The 16,746-nt window shown below is 47.9% G+C and carries 17 protein-coding genes; 9 read left to right on the forward strand and 8 right to left on the reverse strand.

All coding sequences use genetic code 11. From position 1 onward, the window contains the following. Positions 1-728 precede the first annotated feature (728 nt). On the forward strand, positions 729-1,202 hold the full coding sequence (locus K365_RS0105145) for an alpha-hydroxy-acid oxidizing protein (protein ID WP_281167810.1): 474 nt from the start codon (positions 729-731) through the stop codon (positions 1,200-1,202). A 110-nt stretch (positions 1,203-1,312) separates the two neighbouring features. Here the strand turns inward: K365_RS0105145 and K365_RS0105150 are convergent, their stop codons facing one another. Both K365_RS0105150 and K365_RS0105155 read right to left on the reverse strand, forming a co-directional pair. Further along, complete coding sequence (locus tag K365_RS0105150; protein ID WP_024333784.1) at positions 1,313-1,525, reverse strand: hypothetical protein; 213 nt, start codon at positions 1,523-1,525, stop codon at positions 1,313-1,315. A 92-nt stretch (positions 1,526-1,617) separates the two neighbouring features. Then, positions 1,618-2,610 (reverse strand): SphA family protein, encoded by a 993-nt coding sequence (locus tag K365_RS0105155; RefSeq protein ID WP_024333785.1) that lies wholly within the window; start codon positions 2,608-2,610, stop codon positions 1,618-1,620. A 421-nt stretch (positions 2,611-3,031) separates the two neighbouring features. On the opposite strand from K365_RS0105155, the gene K365_RS0105160 reads away from it, so the two are divergent. After that, positions 3,032-4,222, forward strand: a complete 1,191-nt coding sequence (locus tag K365_RS0105160) for an MFS transporter (RefSeq protein ID WP_024333786.1) — start codon at positions 3,032-3,034, stop codon at positions 4,220-4,222. 76 nt (positions 4,223-4,298) lie between these two features. Then, positions 4,299-5,744, forward strand: a complete 1,446-nt coding sequence (locus K365_RS0105165; RefSeq protein ID WP_169432927.1) for an amidohydrolase — start codon at positions 4,299-4,301, stop codon at positions 5,742-5,744. Here the strand turns inward: K365_RS0105165 and K365_RS0105170 are convergent. The 3 genes from K365_RS0105170 to K365_RS0105180 all read right to left on the reverse strand — a co-directional run bounded on the left by K365_RS0105170 (position 5,739) and on the right by K365_RS0105180 (position 8,024). After that, positions 5,739-6,338, reverse strand: coding sequence for a TetR/AcrR family transcriptional regulator (locus K365_RS0105170; protein ID WP_024333788.1), 600 nt, complete (start codon positions 6,336-6,338; stop codon positions 5,739-5,741). The two genes, K365_RS0105165 and K365_RS0105170, sit on opposite strands and share 6 nt — an antisense overlap. Before the next feature lie 42 nt (positions 6,339-6,380). After that, complete coding sequence (locus tag K365_RS0105175; RefSeq protein WP_024333789.1) at positions 6,381-7,433, reverse strand: amidohydrolase family protein; 1,053 nt, start codon at positions 7,431-7,433, stop codon at positions 6,381-6,383. 186 nt (positions 7,434-7,619) lie between these two features. Further along, positions 7,620-8,024: an acyl-CoA thioesterase gene (locus tag K365_RS0105180; protein ID WP_024333790.1), complete on the reverse strand. Its 405-nt coding sequence runs from the start codon at positions 8,022-8,024 to the stop codon at positions 7,620-7,622. 194 nt (positions 8,025-8,218) lie between these two features. Here K365_RS0105180 and K365_RS0105185 point away from each other — a divergent pair, with 194 nt between their 5' ends. After that, positions 8,219-10,333: an LOG family protein gene (locus K365_RS0105185; protein ID WP_024333791.1), complete on the forward strand. Its 2,115-nt coding sequence runs from the start codon at positions 8,219-8,221 to the stop codon at positions 10,331-10,333. Here the strand turns inward: K365_RS0105185 and K365_RS27855 are convergent. Further along, positions 10,323-10,541, reverse strand: a complete 219-nt coding sequence (locus K365_RS27855; protein WP_156887685.1) for a hypothetical protein — start codon at positions 10,539-10,541, stop codon at positions 10,323-10,325. The genes K365_RS0105185 and K365_RS27855 overlap by 11 nt on opposite strands. 195 nt (positions 10,542-10,736) lie before the next feature. Here K365_RS27855 and K365_RS0105195 point away from each other — a divergent pair, with 195 nt between their 5' ends. From K365_RS0105195 to K365_RS0105210, 3 genes are all read left to right on the forward strand, one after another. Next, the gene (locus K365_RS0105195) at positions 10,737-11,576 is read left to right on the forward strand and encodes a mechanosensitive ion channel family protein (protein ID WP_169432928.1); all 840 of its coding nucleotides are present in this window, start codon (positions 10,737-10,739) and stop codon (positions 11,574-11,576) included. Between the two features lies 1 nt (position 11,577). Next, entirely contained in the window at positions 11,578-11,901 is a 324-nt protein-coding gene (locus tag K365_RS0105200) for a hypothetical protein (protein WP_024333794.1), read from the forward strand. 118 nt (positions 11,902-12,019) lie between these two features. Further along, complete coding sequence (locus K365_RS0105210; RefSeq protein ID WP_024333795.1) at positions 12,020-12,346, forward strand: STAS domain-containing protein; 327 nt, start codon at positions 12,020-12,022, stop codon at positions 12,344-12,346. 35 nt (positions 12,347-12,381) lie between these two features. Here K365_RS0105210 and K365_RS0105215 read toward each other — a convergent pair whose 3' ends face one another. Then, complete coding sequence (locus K365_RS0105215) at positions 12,382-12,804, reverse strand: ATP-binding protein (protein WP_006963654.1); 423 nt, start codon at positions 12,802-12,804, stop codon at positions 12,382-12,384. Then, a complete protein-coding gene (locus K365_RS0105220; RefSeq protein WP_024333796.1) occupies positions 12,791-13,726 on the reverse strand; it encodes an adenylate/guanylate cyclase domain-containing protein in 936 nt (311 codons plus the stop codon). Before K365_RS0105220 ends, K365_RS0105215 begins: the two co-directional genes overlap by 14 nt. Positions 13,727-13,882: 156 nt before the next feature. On the opposite strand from K365_RS0105220, the gene K365_RS26345 reads away from it, so the two are divergent. Together K365_RS26345 and K365_RS0105230 are read left to right on the forward strand one after the other, a co-directional pair. Continuing rightward, positions 13,883-15,943, forward strand: a complete 2,061-nt coding sequence (locus tag K365_RS26345; RefSeq protein ID WP_024333797.1) for a SpoIIE family protein phosphatase — start codon at positions 13,883-13,885, stop codon at positions 15,941-15,943. Further along, positions 15,940-16,740, forward strand: a complete 801-nt coding sequence (locus K365_RS0105230; protein ID WP_024333798.1) for a hypothetical protein — start codon at positions 15,940-15,942, stop codon at positions 16,738-16,740. The genes K365_RS26345 and K365_RS0105230 overlap by 4 nt, the downstream gene beginning before the upstream one ends. Positions 16,741-16,746 lie beyond the last annotated feature (6 nt).

A 16,746-nucleotide genomic window follows, 5' to 3' on the forward strand; every position in this document is an offset into this window, starting at 1 on the left:
GGGTTTCAGACATAAAATGTCCTGCCCGGATTGTTGCATGGCAAGAAGGGTGTCGGCGATGTCATCTTGTAACGGTGATCCGATGAAATTGGAGATTAATCCTATGATAACAGGTGGTTGTGACAATAAGAGATCTTGTAACGCATCCGCATTAATTTGATCATTATATTCTTTGTTTTCAACTGGTTGCGTGATTAAGGAATCTTGTAACGCTGTTTGGGATACGGCACACTTCCAGTACCCGGGATTTTTCTTTCTCCATGCCCGGACCCGTTCCACGTTTTCAGGGCCTTTATAGTAATCCCTGTTTTCCGGTTTATTCAGCCATCTTTTCTGGCTGGCCGTTTTGCTGGCTTTTCTGCACAAAAGCCTTGAACAATAGTGCTGCCGGTTCTGATTCCGGGGATCAGGCACAAACAACCGTCTGCAATGACGGCACTTTCTCTTTTTAATTCGATTCATCCACAGTCACCTCCAGGTTAAGGTAACTATTGATGAATACAACTTTTATGGAAAGAAAAATATTTGGCTGAAGCCAAGAAAATGGAAGAATATGGATTTAAAATGTCTTTTTTTGAAGAAAATTCACGGAAGAATATCTATACAGTTTCACACCGATGCTCTGGCTGCATTTTTACAACGGCCATGAGACAGGCATAAGGCGCTTCGGGAGCTCAATCTGGCTGACATTGATATTTCAACCACATTTTTAGGGAAATCTTCTTCGGATCTGTTCGCAATCTCGTTTTCCGGTCATGGTTAAGGAAACCGGTTGCGGAATCGACGGTGAATCTGCCCATCATCTGGCATCAACATGTGTGGCATGCATTGATGTGGCTGGAGCAGGAGGGATTTCTTTCACCAAAGTGGAATTATGCCGAAGGGCCGATCAGGGCCAATCCCGATTACAGAGATTGGAAGAGTGGAGCATACTGACGGCAGACTCTTTACAGCAGTGCCGAAGTGTTACCGGTGGTATCCCTCTAATCGCCTCCGGCGGCCTGCGCACCGAGATAGAATGTGCCAAGGCTATTGTCATGGGCGCTTCGCTGGTGGGATTCGCCTTGCCTTTGCTTCGGGCGGCCAGTCAGTCGGTCGATTGTCTTTCGGTAGTGGGGGAGGAATTGAGAAGAGTGATGCTTCTGGTGGGTGCCAAAGATCTTGCAGCTCTCAGAAAAGCAGCGCTGGTGCCGTATAATTGATACAAATTGGCGGATCATAAAACGTGATCCACCAATTTGTTTTTTAATCTGTACTGATGGTCCGGGCAGTCTGAATCCCGGTCTCGGACGTCAAAACACCTTGAATTAAATTATGATTTTGTTTTCAGATACATGAACAGGCTCATAAAGCCGGATAGAAATCCGCTGATAAGTCCGCTGATCCCGTTGTTGATGCCATTTGCCATCACGGATTCCGGGAAAGGCACAACAAAATAGTTGGCTAAAAAGCTTAAAACAAAGCAGATAATGGCACTGGTAATTCCGGCTTTGACAGCTTCCCCTGTATTTGATTTTCCATTCATACGTTCACTTCTCCTTAATTTTTAAAAATTGTATTCAGAGCCTCTGTTTATTTTTCCAGAAGGGTGAGTGTCTTAGGCGTTTTTCATGCGTTTCAAAAAGGAATAATGGTACGAAAGAAAACCCCTCTTCCTTCTGTGCGGTTTTCAACGCCACTTTCCCAGTAAGCTTTTAAAGAAAAGATAACGGGTGGTTTTTTCGCACCTTCCGGGGTATGTACATACCCGATCCCGGGGCCGATGGCAAAGACCTTTTCTTTGGAATTCGGGATGTCAACTCCATCTATTTGATCGTTTGTGAGCTGCTTTCCATAATAGCCGACAACACCCAATCGAAGTCTGGGGTCTATGAAATCGAGTGATTTTGAGAACGACCAGTTAAAATGCCAGAGATCGCCTGGTTCGAGATCATGTTCATTGAAATCACCTGTAATCGCCGGATTCATATAATCCTTGTTTTTGGAATTCCAGGTATAATGCTGCCGGGTACTGAATTCAAACCCATGCGGCATCTGGAGTGTCATCGCAATAAAAGGTTCGAATGTCCAGAAATTTGCGCCAGGATTAATTGCAGCGTTTTGATCGTAAGAACCGGTCGGTGCGTATACGTCGAATTCGGCAAACCAGTGAAAGGCCCAATCTTTTGCCAGGGGAATCGAACTGCCGATAAAAGGACCTGCACACAAATCGCCTATCAAATTGCTGTCTGAATTAAGACCGATATCGGAATTGACATTGAGGGAAACGATCGGCATCAATGCCTGTACCCCGAATTTAAGGTTATAGGGCAATGGAAGTTTCGGGATATAAATGAGTTGAGGGATGAATGCAACCAGATCCAGCTCGTTGTCTCCCGGCAGACTCTGCCCGTTTCCGTCCTTGAATTCGCCGCTATACATCAGTGTTTTGGGATTAAAAATCCATCCATATCCAGGATTCAGCGCATCCAGAAAATCGGTGCTTCCCCAGTTGAGGGTCGGGTTTTGATGGTTGGCCATTATTGCCGATGGTGTTGTGCAGAGCAAAATCAATAAAATCAGAAACGCTCCGCCAGTTTTTTTCATCCTTTGCACACTCTTCTTTTTCATCCTTCTTCCTCCTTTTGTGAAACGGCCTTAGTACCATGTTTGAGTAAGTGCGCAGCAGGTTGCCTCTTCTTTCCGGAAACATGCCGGCGCAGCTGTCTGACGGATCCGTAACAAATGATTTAATGCTTGTAAAAAAATACCAATCGATTAGTATTTTTTTAATATATTAAAATATTTTGGATGTCAAATGGTTTATTTTTTATATTTAAATATTTATTTTAATTGAAATTTTTATTTTTTTTTAATATATTTCAATTTTTATTTATTTTAAATAGTTATAACCGTACAGTATTTAACCTCTTGTTGTTATTGCCAAGACACGGTACAGTATTCAAGACTCCGGCTTTGTCCATGACAGTCCGCCTCTTTTGTGATAATTTTTTACACGGACCTGATCCTATGTTGGATGCAAAGAAATAAAATGCGTAATGAAGAAAGTCTATCTCAGGCAGCTGCCGATAAATTGTTCACTCATGATTTCGTTCTTGTGTTTGTTGCGTTTTTTCTTTTTCAAACGGCTTATATGGCGATGATCCCGACCTTGCCTGTCTATTTTAACAAATTGGGTTCCAATGAAAACGAAGTGGGCCTGCTTGTGGGTATCTTGGGGATTGCCGCGCTTGTCTCCCGTTTTTTTGTCGGAGCCATCCTGACTGTATATTCAGAAAAAAAGGTCATGCTGACAGGCATCACCCTCTTTGCGGGTTCTCTACTTTTGTTGATCGTTTTCCGTCACTTCTGGCCACTTTTCATTGTGCGAATTGTTCAGGGAATCGCCTTTGCCGCCGTTCATACGGCAGCCTTTACCTATGCAATGAAAACCGTATCACCTTCTCATCAGGGTCAGGGACTGGCTTATTTTACATTGTCGACCTATCTGGCCATGGGAATATCTGCACCGTCTGGAATTTCTCTTGCCAATCGATACAACTTCATTGTTTTTTTTGTGACTTTTGCCTGTCTGTGCCTCTGTTCATTTTTACTGGCCTGTATGATAAAGAATCGAAAAAAAATGGATACTTCTGAACAGAACTTCAATTCTTATTTTGTTCATCTGATTGAATGGCGGATCGTTGTTCCCGCCATTTCAGCGATGATTCAGATGTTTATTTATGGAGCGGTCTCCGCTTTTTTCCCGCTTTATGCACTTATGTGCGGTGTGTCAAATCCCGGTCTCTTTTTTTCTGCTTGCGCGTTGGTGACAATTATGAGCCGGGCATTTGGCGGGAAGATTCTTGATATATACAACAAGGAAACGATGATTGAGGTTCTCATTCTAATTATGATGGCGGCATTGATATTGCTTTCCGTATCAAAAAATCTTCCCATGTTTATTTTGGTCGGATTGATATACGGAACAGGTATGGCTTTTTTTATGCCGGCATCCATGCTGCACGCCTTTGAATACTCAGGTGCTTCTGACGGGCCCGCAGTGGCAACGTTTAACGCATCCTACGACATCGGTATGGCTTTAGGCCCGGCAGTCATGGGTTTGATTATTCCTATCACGGGGTATCCAATCATGTTTCTCTGCCTTGCTTTCATCTGTATCATCGACCTCTTTTATTTTCAATTTTGCGTGAGGAAACATGACAGTACAAATTTTTTATAATCTCAATGCGATTACCTGTGACGATAAAATTCCCAGGGCAAAGCTGGTCGTTGTCAAAGACGGTTTTATCCAGGCAGTGTCGGGTAAAGACCGCTTGGTTGAATTTCAATCCAGGAAAACGATTTTTATCGATTGTAAAGGGCGCACTCTGCTTCCCGGATTCATAGATCCTCATTTTCATTTTCATGCATTTGCAGCCAGTCTGGTGTCTATAGACCTCTCGTCAAAGGAAGGGGTCAGATCCATCAAAGATATTCAGTCGAAAATTAAAGCCTGTCGGTTGCAATCACGCCCCGGTTCCTGGATCCGTGCACAGAAATACTGTGAATTCGATCTCAAAGAAAAAAGACATCCAAATCGATGGGATATTGATCAGGCTGTCTGCGATTTTCCGGTAAAGCTGACGCATCGGTCAGGTCACGCCCATGTCCTGAACAGTCTGGGGTTGACACTTGCAGGTATTTCAAGATCTACACCGGATCCACCCGGCGGAATGATCGACAGAGATCTTCACACCGGAGATCCCACCGGACTGCTTTACGAGATGGGTGGATATTTATCAAAGTGCATTCCTCGCCCGGAAGCCGATCAATTTGAACACGCAGTCAAAATGGCCGGAAATGAGCTCATTGCTTCTGGTATCACCTCATTTCAGGATGCTTCAATAGGAAACGGCACGGACGAGTGGCATGCGTTTCATAACTGGATTCAGAAAAAACTGATACAACATCACGTGACCATGATGTTGGGAGCAGATACATTTGACATTCATGGCAGAGATATCTTTTTCGGTTTAACGGCCGGTCCAAGACTGCAGCTGGGAGGTGTAAAAATCATCCTGGATGAAACCACTGGATCACTTCATCCAGAGCAGAGACAGCTCAATGAGAAAGTTCTTGAAATCCATCGGGCGGGGCAGCAGGTAGCTATTCATGCCATTGAGGCAAATGCGGTCGAATCGGCGTGCCTGGCCATTGAGCATGCGTTGAAACGGTTTCCAAGAACAGATCACCGGCACCGGATCGAACACTGTTCAGTGTGTCCATCCCAGCTGGCCGGACGTTTGGCCTCAGCCGGTATCTGGGTTGTGACCCAGCCTTCATTTGTTTATTTCAATGGAAAGCGATATCTTGAAACCGTTCCCCGACAGCAACATGCATTTCTCTACCCAATTAAATCCCTGCTGGATAAGGGCATTTCGGTTGCGGCAGGTTCAGATGCCCCTGTTGCCCCCTTGGATCCGTTTGCAGGGATTTATTCGGCCGTAACCCGGTGTTGTGAAACCGGTGAACGCATCGGGGAAAATAACGCCATCAGCGTAATGGATGCCCTTGCCATGATGACGATCAAAGCGGCCATGGCATGCCGTCACGAAATGGTTAAAGGGTCCATTTCTCCGGGTAAACGGGCAGACATGATTCTTGTGGATCAGGATCCGACAAAGGTCGACCTCGAAGATCTCAAAACACTTAAAGTGCAAAAGACGATTTTGGGTGGAGAGTTCTTTGATACTTGTTTATGATCGAATGCCCTCAATGAATATGCTGCTGAATGTCTGCAAATAGGCCTCGCCATCAATCAACTGGTTTTGATTCAATCGCCACCAGTGATTGAACACTCCATCGTTGAGGGCCATGAAGGTCAGGGCGGTCAAGTCTGGATTCAGCTCTTTTTTGATAACTTTTTCTTCGATTCCCTGTTTGATCAAGCGACTGATGAACTGCTGATAGTCGATATAAATCCGCCGAAGTTCAGACTCAAAATCGATATCCGTATTCAGCTCGGGAGAAAGAAACGTCAAAAATACACAAAGGTCTGTATGGTCTTTTCCGAATTTTGCAAGAAAATTGAAAATCTGATGAATCTTTTCCAGGGAATTGCCGTCATACTCATTAATTTGAGTGATCATTGTATCAAAAAATTGATCTCTGAACATTTCAATGAGTCTTAGAAACAGATCTCCTTTGCTGTCAAAGTGGCTGTAAAAGGCCCCTTTTGTCAGACCGACCTCTACCATGATGTCGTTGATCGACGTGCCATGATACCCTTTTCTGACAAACAGCCGGAGGGATTTTTTCAGTATTGTTTCTTCCGTAGTGTTGTTTTTGTTTTTCATAGAACACCTTTCAGTGATCCCAAGGATTGAATGTATCTGCCGTTATGTGCTCCGGTCTTGTAACGGGTGGGCCAACGGGGGTTTGATTTTGCAGAGCCTTGGGAAAAGTGCCGAAGCATTTTTTTCAAGAATCTCATACCTGTTCTGGCAACTGATCTGTGTAAAGTTTTGGATTGCCTCAAGGCATTCGGCTGGCACGGCTCTTCCGGCAAATGGATAATCGGTTCCAAAAATAACGCGGGATGCGCCGGCATGTTTTATCAGGCAAGGAAATGCATCCGGGCCGACAATGGCTGAATCGTAATAAAATTGATTGAGATACTTGTCAAAGCCTTTTGGCGCATTTTGGGTAAAAGATTTCCAAATGTGCGGAACCATTTTGCCGATCCGATAGGACAGATAAGGCAATACGCCGCCGCCATGGGAGAGGATGAAGGTGATATCCGGATATCGCTCCATCACACCGGAACAGATAAGGCTGACCGCAGCCCGGGTTGCGTCAAACGGTGCATCCATAACAGCGGCAGGAATACCGAACTGTACACCGGGCGGATCTGTTGGATGCACATGAACAACCGCATTTCGAGCGTTTAAGGCTTTGTGGACCGGTTCAAAGGATGCATCTCCCAAATATTTGAGGTCATAGTTGGATGACAATGCTACGCCGTCAAGCGCAAGCTCATCCATGGCATATTCAAGCTCTTTTAGAGCGCCGGATAAATCTTCAAGAGGGGGTAGTGTGGCAAATGCCCCATACCGGCCAGGTTGCGCCTTGATGGTCTGCGCCATAAAATCATTACAAAATCTGGCTAAATTGCGGGCGTTTTCGATTCCGGGCACGTTCGCGCCGGGCGAGCTGAAAGACAGGATCGCCCGTTTTATGCCGAGCCGATCCATTGTCTTCAGATCTTTTTCAATGGTCCAATCCGGAAACAAGACGCCAATGCTCTGATGGACACCTGAATCGGCGAGTGCTTCAAGATATGCCTGGGGTAATATGTGGTGATGCACATCAACAATGGCGCCGTAAAACGCTTCAGCTTGTTTTAGCCGGTCTTCTTTTTTTTTGGAATTCAGTTCCAGAAATGATTTCATGAACCTCCTCTCTGTTCATCAATATACCAACCCTTAAATTATAGATGTTGATCCTGGCAAGTGCAAGAAGAATCATGACAGTATCATTCAAGGAGCTATGTCGGACAGCCTGAGACAGAATTGATTAACATCTCTTCCTGGAGGGCCTTTTTTCCAGAGGATTGTCCGTTTGTTGCAATTTGTTTGTCACTCCTCAAACAAAGGGATCTGCATCACTTTATCCTTGAGGTCTGCTTCCAGTTTCAACGGCCGGCCCCCGGTGTCGGCAATGACAAAGGTGACATCCGCATCCACAGATACGGTGCCGGTGGTCTTGTTCAGTATCTGCTGCCGGATCACCGCACTTTTGTTGCCGGTTTTCTTGAGTCCGGACCGGATTTGAATAATGTCTCCCACCCGGGCCGGGCTGCGGTAGGAAATGTTGATATTGACAATAAAAAATGACAATTTTCCTCCCGTAAATGCATTCACGTCCAGGTGGGTTTCCATTAGCTGCCACCGGGCTTCCTCCAGAAATTCCAGATACCTGGCATTGTTGACATGCTGGTATAAATCGGTGTGATATCCTCTGACTTTTATCTGGGTATCCATTTTCAATTCCTTTGCATTTCAATTGATTCACAAGCCGGGTATAGTACCATCGGATGTTACTTTTTAAAAGCTTTATCCGATTTTGGGGACCTGAAAAAAAAGCCTTTGCGTGGGAAGGGTTGTGTCTTGACTTGACAGCGGATCTGGGTCGGTTATGATGCACAGGAAATGGTTTGAAAGTAAAAGGAGAAAAAATGCAGATATTTCAGATTATCAGCCCGGACGGATATATTTCCGATATGCATGATCAAGAGGAAAGCTCCGGGATCCTGTCGGCCCGGTTTCATTTTCCCCTGGTATCCGATTATATCCGGTCCGCCATCAAGGAAGGCAAACCCTATTTGTTCACCGGCCGGAGCGGCAACGCCCAGATCGGTATCAAAACCGATCTGGCCGAAGGGGCCGAACCGGTGGTGGAAGAATCAGATATCTATGTGCAGGGCCGGCTTCAAAATCTGAACCCGTTGCTGGGCAATGCCCTGGATTTGTTCAAGAAAGGGGATGAGATCGGGCGTCTGGCTGTCATGGATCCGGAGCTGAGAATCAAGGATGTCCGCCATTATCTGCACAAGCGGCTGTTTGTGGGAAAAAAGACCGGTAAAGGGTTTTATGAAGGGTTTGAGATCCGTCAGGAAGTCGATCCGCACACCGGTCAAGCCTGTGATTATATCGCCATGGAGCTGGAGCCGTATCAATACTGCTTTGAACCCTATGCAATCACCTCGGCCGGCATCAACGCAGTGATCAAAAAAGGGCGCAGTGCCCTCAATACGATCCGGTCCCGCATGGCTTTAGACCTTGACAATACAATGCTTTCCCCCAACGATCTGTTTGTGGGTGCCATTAAAATTTCTTTGGGTGATATCTACGGCATCATCGACGCGGTCACGGATCCGGAAACGGCAAAGATCGAGCATCTGCCGGCCCGGGTGCTGGATCCGTTCAGAACCTTCAGGGACCGCCAGGTGGAACTGTACAACTTTGGCACAGATGCCGTACCTCTGACCGATATCCGGATCCGGATCCGGTTTTTCCGGGCCAAAAATCCTTTGACCGTGCCCCTGGAAAAGAGCAAAGTCAAGGAAGGGTATCGTCTCAGTGATCTGCTCACCAATGCCGAGATCGCCAATCTGTTTGCCGCCATGGATGACACGGCCCTGGGAATGATTTTGAACAAAGCCAATTTCATCCCCATTCCCAAAGCCCTGGATCCTTTGGGTCAGGCCCAGCTGGAGATCATCCGTAACGCGATTCTTGCCTCCACGTTTCGCAAAAATATGCCCCGGGTGCCGGAAACAGGAAACGGAAAATTCAAAAATACCCTGGAAAAACTGTCTGTGCTGGGCGGGGTGAATTCCCGGGTGTTCATCGGCCGGGATTTTCCGGACATGGATGTGGTGGATGCCTTGAGAACCAGTGGATTACGCACATTTCTCATCCAAAGGGACAACCCGTCCTTTGCGGATGAGTATGTCAAAAAAATGATCCGGCTGACCCATTCGGAACAGGCCGCTTGTGAATTTCTGCGGTATGATCCGGACATTGACAAGCTTTATACCTTTTATCACGGGTGCTTCATGGAACCGGACGATCGGGACCGGTTTGACCGGGTCCGCTACTGGTTCGCTTTTTACGGATCCCACACCAGTGAAGCGGACAACCGGCTCACCATCGATTTGATCAATCAGCTGGCCCCGAAACTGGGATATGAAATGGGCATTGTTCACGGCGGAGGGCCCGGACTCATGAAGGAGGCCAATGACCTGGCCCGGCAGCACAACCTCATGAGCGTGGGCATTGCCATTGATCTGGAGGGAGAGAATCAGGCATCTTTAACCACCTGTGACGGATTGATTAAATACAATGAAGGCCTGCGCCTGGCAAGACAGGACCATCTCCAGAAACTGAGCAATCTGCCGGTGGTCAATACCGGAGGGTACGGCAGTGCGGAAGAGCTGGCCATCACCATTACCTCCATGAAACTGCATGAAAATCCGCTGGCTCCCATTATTCTGCTGGATCCGGACAATCTCTGGGACCATGCCCGAAAACAGACCCTGAAGATCGCTGAAAAAAAATACGGCCCCGAGTTCATGCCCCGGCTGGTTCACTCATGCAATACGGCCCGGGATGCGGCCGATATCTTTCTGGAATTTCTGGAAAACCCGGATGCATGGTATAAAAAGCGTCAGATCCCTTCAGAAAATGTGGAAAAAGCCCGGGCCAAAACCGGCCGGATCCGGCAGGCCGCCCTGGGCCAGGCTGTGGTGGAGACCTTTGACCGGCCTAATTTCCGGCTTACACCGTAAATTCCGCCTTCCGGGATGCCACCGGGTCGGTGCCGGTTTCTTCGGCCAGCAGTCCCACATAATGGAACTGGGGAACCCCGGGGGCGAAGAACTGGATGGTTCGGGCCGTGATATAGGCCTCGGCATCATATCCCGGCTCCATGTTCTGATGCCTCACCAGGCCATGAATACTGAACATCTGAATATACAGTCCGTGGTCAGAAGCCATAATGATCCATCCTTTGGTTGAATTCCCGGTAAATATGATCGTCTTTCGGCAATACCCCTTCCAAGGTGCAGATATGGGCGGCAAATTCAAACGCCCGGTCGGCAGATTGCCGCTTTTGAGTAAGGTTTTGACACCGGATACAAAAACCTGATAAAGAAAGCCTGTCATTTTAAACTGTAGATGGGAGATTTCCGTATGGAGGATCAGCTTTCCAGATTCCAACACCTGGGTCAACTCATGCAAAGTAACGGGTTGGATATGATTTCATCCCTGTTAATTTTGATTATCGGCTTGATCTCTACCAAATGGGTCGTAAAAAAAATACGTATCCTGTTAAATAGATTCATCAAAAACACCCCTACGGTCTCCGTTGCAGCCAATTCAACGGGAGTGGTGCTTCTGGGATTGGTGATCACTGCGTCCGCCATGGGGATGGGCGCCAACCCCGGCCCGCTGGTGACCCTGATGATGATTATCGTTTTGGTTGCCATCGGCGTTATCCTTGTTTTCCGTCCTTTGATTCCCACCTTGCCCTTTAAAGTGGGCAATTATGTCAAAGTTGGCACTCTTTTGGGAAAAGTGGAGGCCACCACAGTCTTGAATACACGACTTCGCACTTTTGACGGAAAAACATTTTTTGTCCCGAATCGCCAGATTTTAGATGATATTGTCATCAATTATCATTATACAAAAACCCGGCGGGTGAAAATTGATGTCACCATACGGTATGATCAGGATCTCATCAAAGCCAAACAGGTGCTTGAAGCAGTGATGATTGAAGATGCCAGGGTGCTGCCCAAACCCAACCCACAGGTTTATGTGCTTGAACTGGGTTCCAACGGCGTGCGGCTGGGGGGACGTTGCTGGGTAAACAACCTCAAATTCTGGGTGACAAAATGCGATCTGCTTGAAAAAACCAAAGTGCGTTTTGGCCGGGAAAATATTGAATTCGCCCACCATCAGCTGGATATCAATTACAAGCGGATCCAGGAAGAAACTGCCGAAGATATGACCGAACCAATGCCGGGAGAATAAAATGAAACTTGCCAAAGGAATGGAACTGATCGCCCGGGACTGGGTTGTCAAACCCAAAGGATTCAGGGTAAAATTTCAGCAAATGACCCATGGAAAGCTGGTAACCGGGTATTCACCGTCCCTGGAGGAAAACTGGCTGGATTCCGATGTCACCGCGTGGCGGTATGCCTGGAAACTGGCGATGGCGGCAACATCGGATGACAACCGGCCTGTGGAGGGAAGTCTTGTGAATATAACAGTGGTGGATGAAAAAGACCGGTCTGTAAATTATTATGTGACTGGCAAGCCCCAGGTGTTTAATGTTTTCTGCGCCAGGCCTTTTTAAGGCTTTGGTTGACAAAACCGGAAAACCTGTCCTATTCTCTGGTCTACAGCAACAGCTGTCCGGTGTTGGAAGCATTTGATGCTGTGTTAGAGAAATTTTCAACAGATCTGGAGGAACAATGCAAATAGAAGAAACAATGCAGAACAACACCTGTGTGGTGTGCGTGACCGGGCGGCTGGATGCCACAACAGCCCCGGAACTGGATCAGGCGGTGACGCAGATCATCGAGCAGGGCAAACACAAAATGGCGTTCGATCTGACCCATCTGGAATATGTGTCCAGTGCCGGGTTGCGGATATTTCTGGTGGTGGCCAAAAAATTGAAAGGCTTGAACGGCGAGTTGAGCCTGGCCGGACTTCAGGGCAACATCAAGGAAGTGCTTGAGATTTCAGGCTTTCCGTCCATTTTACCCTGCTACGACAGCATGGACGACCTGCCGGCCTGAAAATTTCCGGATTCAGTTCTATCCCTGGTTAACGGTCACGAAAGGGACAAGCGGAAGGTGAGAATGTTTTTGTTCTCTTTCCGGGCATACCAGACCGCGTCAGTCATCTGTTTCATGAAAAAGATGCCCAGGCCTCCCACGTCTCGGTCTTCCAGGGACAGGGTCGTGTCCGGGTCGTCAACACAGAGGACGTCAAAGGCTTCTCCACTGTCTTCAAAAGAGATCAGCAGTTCACCGGCTTTCTGGTGAAAACAGCGCACCGTGACATCCCCGGGCGCATCATCCGGATACGCATAGCTGAATATGTTCATCAATGCTTCTTCTGATGCCAGCTGGAGTTTGAGAATCCGGTCTTCAGGTAGCAGATACTGCCGGGCGCAGTCGGTGATAAATTCCTGAAACGAGTCCAGGTTTTTGAGCAACGCCTTCCGGGTCAGGATTTTTTCAGTCTGTGCCATGGGATGAATCCACCATGACTTCCCGGACCGGCACCGGCTGGCTGACATTTTTCAACTGGATGGGGATGGGATCGGACAATGCCACCCGGTCATGAATATGACGGGAAGTTGAATCGGTGACCAGGATCTGTCCGTTCCGGGCATGGGAGCAGATCCGGGCCGCAATATTGGTCACCGGACCGGATGCGGTATAGGTCCACCGGTCACCGGCAATGCCGTTGAACCGGGTGGAGCCCACGGATGCGGTGCCGGAATTGATTCCCATGTTGACGGACACCGGAGCGAATTTCCCTTTTAGAGAATGGTTGATGGATTGGGTTCGTTTTTTGATGCCCAAGGCCGCGGATACCGCGTTGAACGCATGGGTTTTTGGATCCTCATCCTGAAATAGAATCATCAGTCCATCCCCGGCGGTTTCGTTGATGTCGCCTTTGTTTTCAACAATAATATTTAAAAATTCACTGAAATAGGTTTCAATCAGATAATTCATCTTCTCCTGGGAGGTGGTTTCACTCATTTTGGTATACCCGGCAATGTCCAGGAAAAGGACGGAAAGATCTTTTTCATGTTTGTTCAGATCCGGGTTTTCCGGATTGTTTGAAATCAGGTCCTGAACCGATTGGGGGACAAATTTTTTCAGGTGCATTTCAATGCTTTCCAGAAGCTGAACCCGGGCCAGGATTTCTTCCAGTTTTTTGTTTTTGTCCTGGATTTTCTGGAGCAGCTGCTCCAGGTTGTATTCTCTGGATTCCACTCTGACGATCATCATGCCGAAGGCTTCCGCCAGTTCCGCCACCGTGGGCGGATACTTGTCCGTGTTGGTCAGTTCCATGAGCTGATCTGCTTCATCATACGCCCCCATGGATACTTTTCTGGCGGCATCGCGTAAAATCTCAAACAATTTGTCACTGCTGTCATGCATAAGTATCACCATACCGTATCAAGCGCTCTGTTTTTCAAGTGTTTTATGTTATTACGCTTTTTTTTTATGAAAAATCAATGAATTTTGTGTTGATAAAAGGATTGGGTATCCGATATAAGAGAGATCAGACCATCAAACATATGGAGACTGCCTGTTTTGAAAGAAACCGATCCTGTTAAAAAAAAAGTGCCTTTACTCAATTCTATGCAGTCCAAAATTATTTTTCTGGTCATCGCCATCATGGCGGTGACAGCCATACTCATCATCACCATCTCCGGCAAGGAAATCAACCATGCCATGCTGGCCCAGCAGGAACGGTTGTCCCAGCACGTGTTGTCTCTGATCAGTCTCAATATCCGCGGGGAATACAACAACCTGATAACCGATAAGATCGATTCGGTGACACGGTATAAACAGATATTAAAGGGCCGGACCGACCTGGTTGTCAAGCTGATCGAGCAACAGCATCGATACAGCCGTGAAAATCGGTCTTCCATGGACACAGCCCAGCAGATGGTGCTGGACTGGGTGATGAACAGCACGGATCAGGAAACCCATGGCACTCTTTTTATCGCAGATAAAAACCTGACCGTGCTCGCACATCCCGACCCTGAATTCGTGGGACAGGATATCAGCGGATTCATGGACATGAAAAGCAACACCCTGGCCCAGAACCTGGATGCAGCCGGCATCAGCCCGGATCCGGTTGTCTCGGTGGTGAGCTGGCCGGACAGAAAAGCATACCGGGCCAGATATCTGACCTGCATTCAGACCTTCAGTCCCTGGGACTGGGTGGTGGGAACCGTTGTCAATATTGAAGATATCGAGGTGGAGGCCCAGGAAAAACTGTCCAAAATCGTGGAAACTCTGGGAGAAACCTTTGCCGACATCCGCATCGGCAGGACCGGAATCGCTTTTCTGTTTGACAACGCGTTTTCCGTGCTGGCCATGACCGATCCGGACCTTGCAAGTCAATTTAAGCAAACCGTCAATTTTCAGACCGGCAATCTCCTGGTTCAGGATATGGTGACCCGGGCCATTCAAGGGGGGGGATTTTTGTCTTATCAGTCCGATCTGTTTGAAAAACAGGAGATGATCGCCTATATCCGGTTTTTCAAACCCTTGGGCTGGTATATCGGGGTCACGGTGCCGGTGTCGGAGATCCGGGCGCCGGCCAAAGAGATTGTGTTCAAACAAAGCGCATTGATCGGGCTGATTCTTTTGTGCAGTCTTCTGTCTGCGGCCTGGATGGTGTCCCGGATTTCCAGACCCTTGAAATTTCTGGCGGATCGTGTCAAGGCGTTTTCATCGGCGGATCTGACCCGGGATGAAACCCAGGACATGTATCTGGATCAACTGGCCCAAAAAAACAGGGATGAAGTGGGACTTCTGGCCAACGCGTTTGTTTTCATGAAAGGGCAGCTGAAGGAAAATATCCGTCAACTGCTTGAAACAACAGCCAAAAATGAACGGATCCAGGGAGAACTCAATATTGCCAAAGATATCCAGCTGGGGCTGCTTCCCAAGATTTTTCCCCCGTTTCCCGACTGCAAAGCCATGGATATCTTTGCCTCCCTTGAACCGGCCAAAGAAGTGGGCGGGGATTTATATGATTTTTATTTTGTCGAAGATCACAAACTGTGTTTCACCATCGGAGATGTGTCCGGCAAAGGGGTGCCGGCCGCTCTAATGATGGCCATTACCAAGACGTTGATCAAAACATCCGCGTTCAAGAAAATCAGTCCGGGTGCCATCATGACCGAGGTGAACGATGCCATCTCCAGTGACAATCCCCAGTCCATGTTTGTGACATTGTTCATAGGGATACTGGACCTGAATACCGGTGTGATCACCTATGCCAACGGGGGGCACAACCCGGCCGTGCATATCATGGGATCCAGACAGGCCGGGTACCAAAAAGCGATCAGCGGTCCGATGGTGGGAATCATGGACGACATTTGCTATAAGGATCTGTCGCTGACCCTGGCGCCGGGGGAAGCATTGTTTCTGTATACGGACGGTGTCACCGAGGCCATGGATGATCAGGAGCGGTTTTATTCGGAAAAAACCCTTCTGGACCGCATTGTCTCAAAGGCACCGGTATCTTCCCGCACTCTGGTGGAATACATCAAAGGCGACCTGAAATCCTTTGCTGCCGGGGCACCCCAGTATGATGACATTGCCATGCTTATGATACAATACAAAGGGGTCTCATGAAATTACGATCCCGGATCATGATCGTCACTTTTCTGATTATTCTGTTTGTCCAGGGATTGAACTGTTTTCTTGAAATCGGTTTTCTGACCGGCAACCTGGAAGAAAGCAATCTAAGGAAATACCGGATCATCGGCAGCCAGATGCAGCGCAAACTCAACAAATCGCTTTTGTTCGGAAAACCTCTGGACCAGATCGATTATGCCCGGCTTTTGACGGACATCATTCCCGGAGACATTGACAACCTGCATATCATCGATGACCAGGGAACCGTGCTCTTTTCCGCCAGACCCGATACCTCCCCCGGGGAGTTTCACATGACCCGCACCTTTGCCATGGATAAGAAGCCGGACGCGTTTCAGATCCATATTCCCCTGGCGGACCGGACCCGGGTCAAAGGAAACATCGTCATGAAGGTGTCTCTCCGGGAGATCCGGGAACAAACCCTTTTGCTGATAAGGCGGTCGGTGGTGACCTTTCTGGGGATGCTGGCGGTGGGATTGCCTTTTCTCTATCTGGTGCTGACCTGGTTGATCAACCGGCCGTATAAGCGGTTCATTCACGAGATGGACACCTGGATTCAGACCGGGCAGTATGATCGGCTGCAGGCCCGGGGCATTGATATGTCTCCATTGTTCACCTGCAAAAAGCAAATTCAGAATATCCGGGCCGGACAATGGCTGTCCGTGGATCACCGGGATCTGTATGATGCTATCGACGGGGTGAGCATGGCACCGGACCCGGCATCGTGGGAAAAGGCGTTGTACAGACGTCTGACGGCACGATTGCGCATCAATTGATAAAAA

This window comes from Desulfotignum balticum DSM 7044 (assembly GCF_000421285.1).
Lineage (GTDB): Bacteria > Desulfobacterota > Desulfobacteria > Desulfobacterales > Desulfobacteraceae > Desulfotignum > Desulfotignum balticum.

What these genes read in the sequence shown, in the direction of transcription:
- K365_RS0105150 (WP_024333784.1), bottom strand. Translation starts at nt 1,525, where the DNA reads ATGAATGGAAAATCAAATACAGGGGAAGCTGTCAAAGCCGGAATTACC.
- K365_RS0105155 (WP_024333785.1), bottom strand. Translation starts at nt 2,610, where the DNA reads ATGAAAAAGAAGAGTGTGCAAAGGATGAAAAAAACTGGCGGAGCGTTT.
- K365_RS0105160 (WP_024333786.1), top strand. Translation starts at nt 3,032, where the DNA reads ATGCGTAATGAAGAAAGTCTATCTCAGGCAGCTGCCGATAAATTGTTC.
- K365_RS0105170 (WP_024333788.1), bottom strand. Translation starts at nt 6,338, where the DNA reads ATGAAAAACAAAAACAACACTACGGAAGAAACAATACTGAAAAAATCC.
- K365_RS0105175 (WP_024333789.1), bottom strand. Translation starts at nt 7,433, where the DNA reads ATGAAATCATTTCTGGAACTGAATTCCAAAAAAAAAGAAGACCGGCTA.
- K365_RS0105180 (WP_024333790.1), bottom strand. Translation starts at nt 8,024, where the DNA reads ATGGATACCCAGATAAAAGTCAGAGGATATCACACCGATTTATACCAG.
- K365_RS0105185 (WP_024333791.1), top strand. Translation starts at nt 8,219, where the DNA reads ATGCAGATATTTCAGATTATCAGCCCGGACGGATATATTTCCGATATG.
- K365_RS27855 (WP_156887685.1), bottom strand. Translation starts at nt 10,541, where the DNA reads ATGGCTTCTGACCACGGACTGTATATTCAGATGTTCAGTATTCATGGC.
- K365_RS0105195 (WP_169432928.1), top strand. Translation starts at nt 10,737, where the DNA reads ATGGAGGATCAGCTTTCCAGATTCCAACACCTGGGTCAACTCATGCAA.
- K365_RS0105200 (WP_024333794.1), top strand. Translation starts at nt 11,578, where the DNA reads ATGAAACTTGCCAAAGGAATGGAACTGATCGCCCGGGACTGGGTTGTC.
- K365_RS0105210 (WP_024333795.1), top strand. Translation starts at nt 12,020, where the DNA reads ATGCAAATAGAAGAAACAATGCAGAACAACACCTGTGTGGTGTGCGTG.
- K365_RS0105215 (WP_006963654.1), bottom strand. Translation starts at nt 12,804, where the DNA reads ATGGCACAGACTGAAAAAATCCTGACCCGGAAGGCGTTGCTCAAAAAC.
- K365_RS0105220 (WP_024333796.1), bottom strand. Translation starts at nt 13,726, where the DNA reads ATGCATGACAGCAGTGACAAATTGTTTGAGATTTTACGCGATGCCGCC.
- K365_RS0105230 (WP_024333798.1), top strand. Translation starts at nt 15,940, where the DNA reads ATGAAATTACGATCCCGGATCATGATCGTCACTTTTCTGATTATTCTG.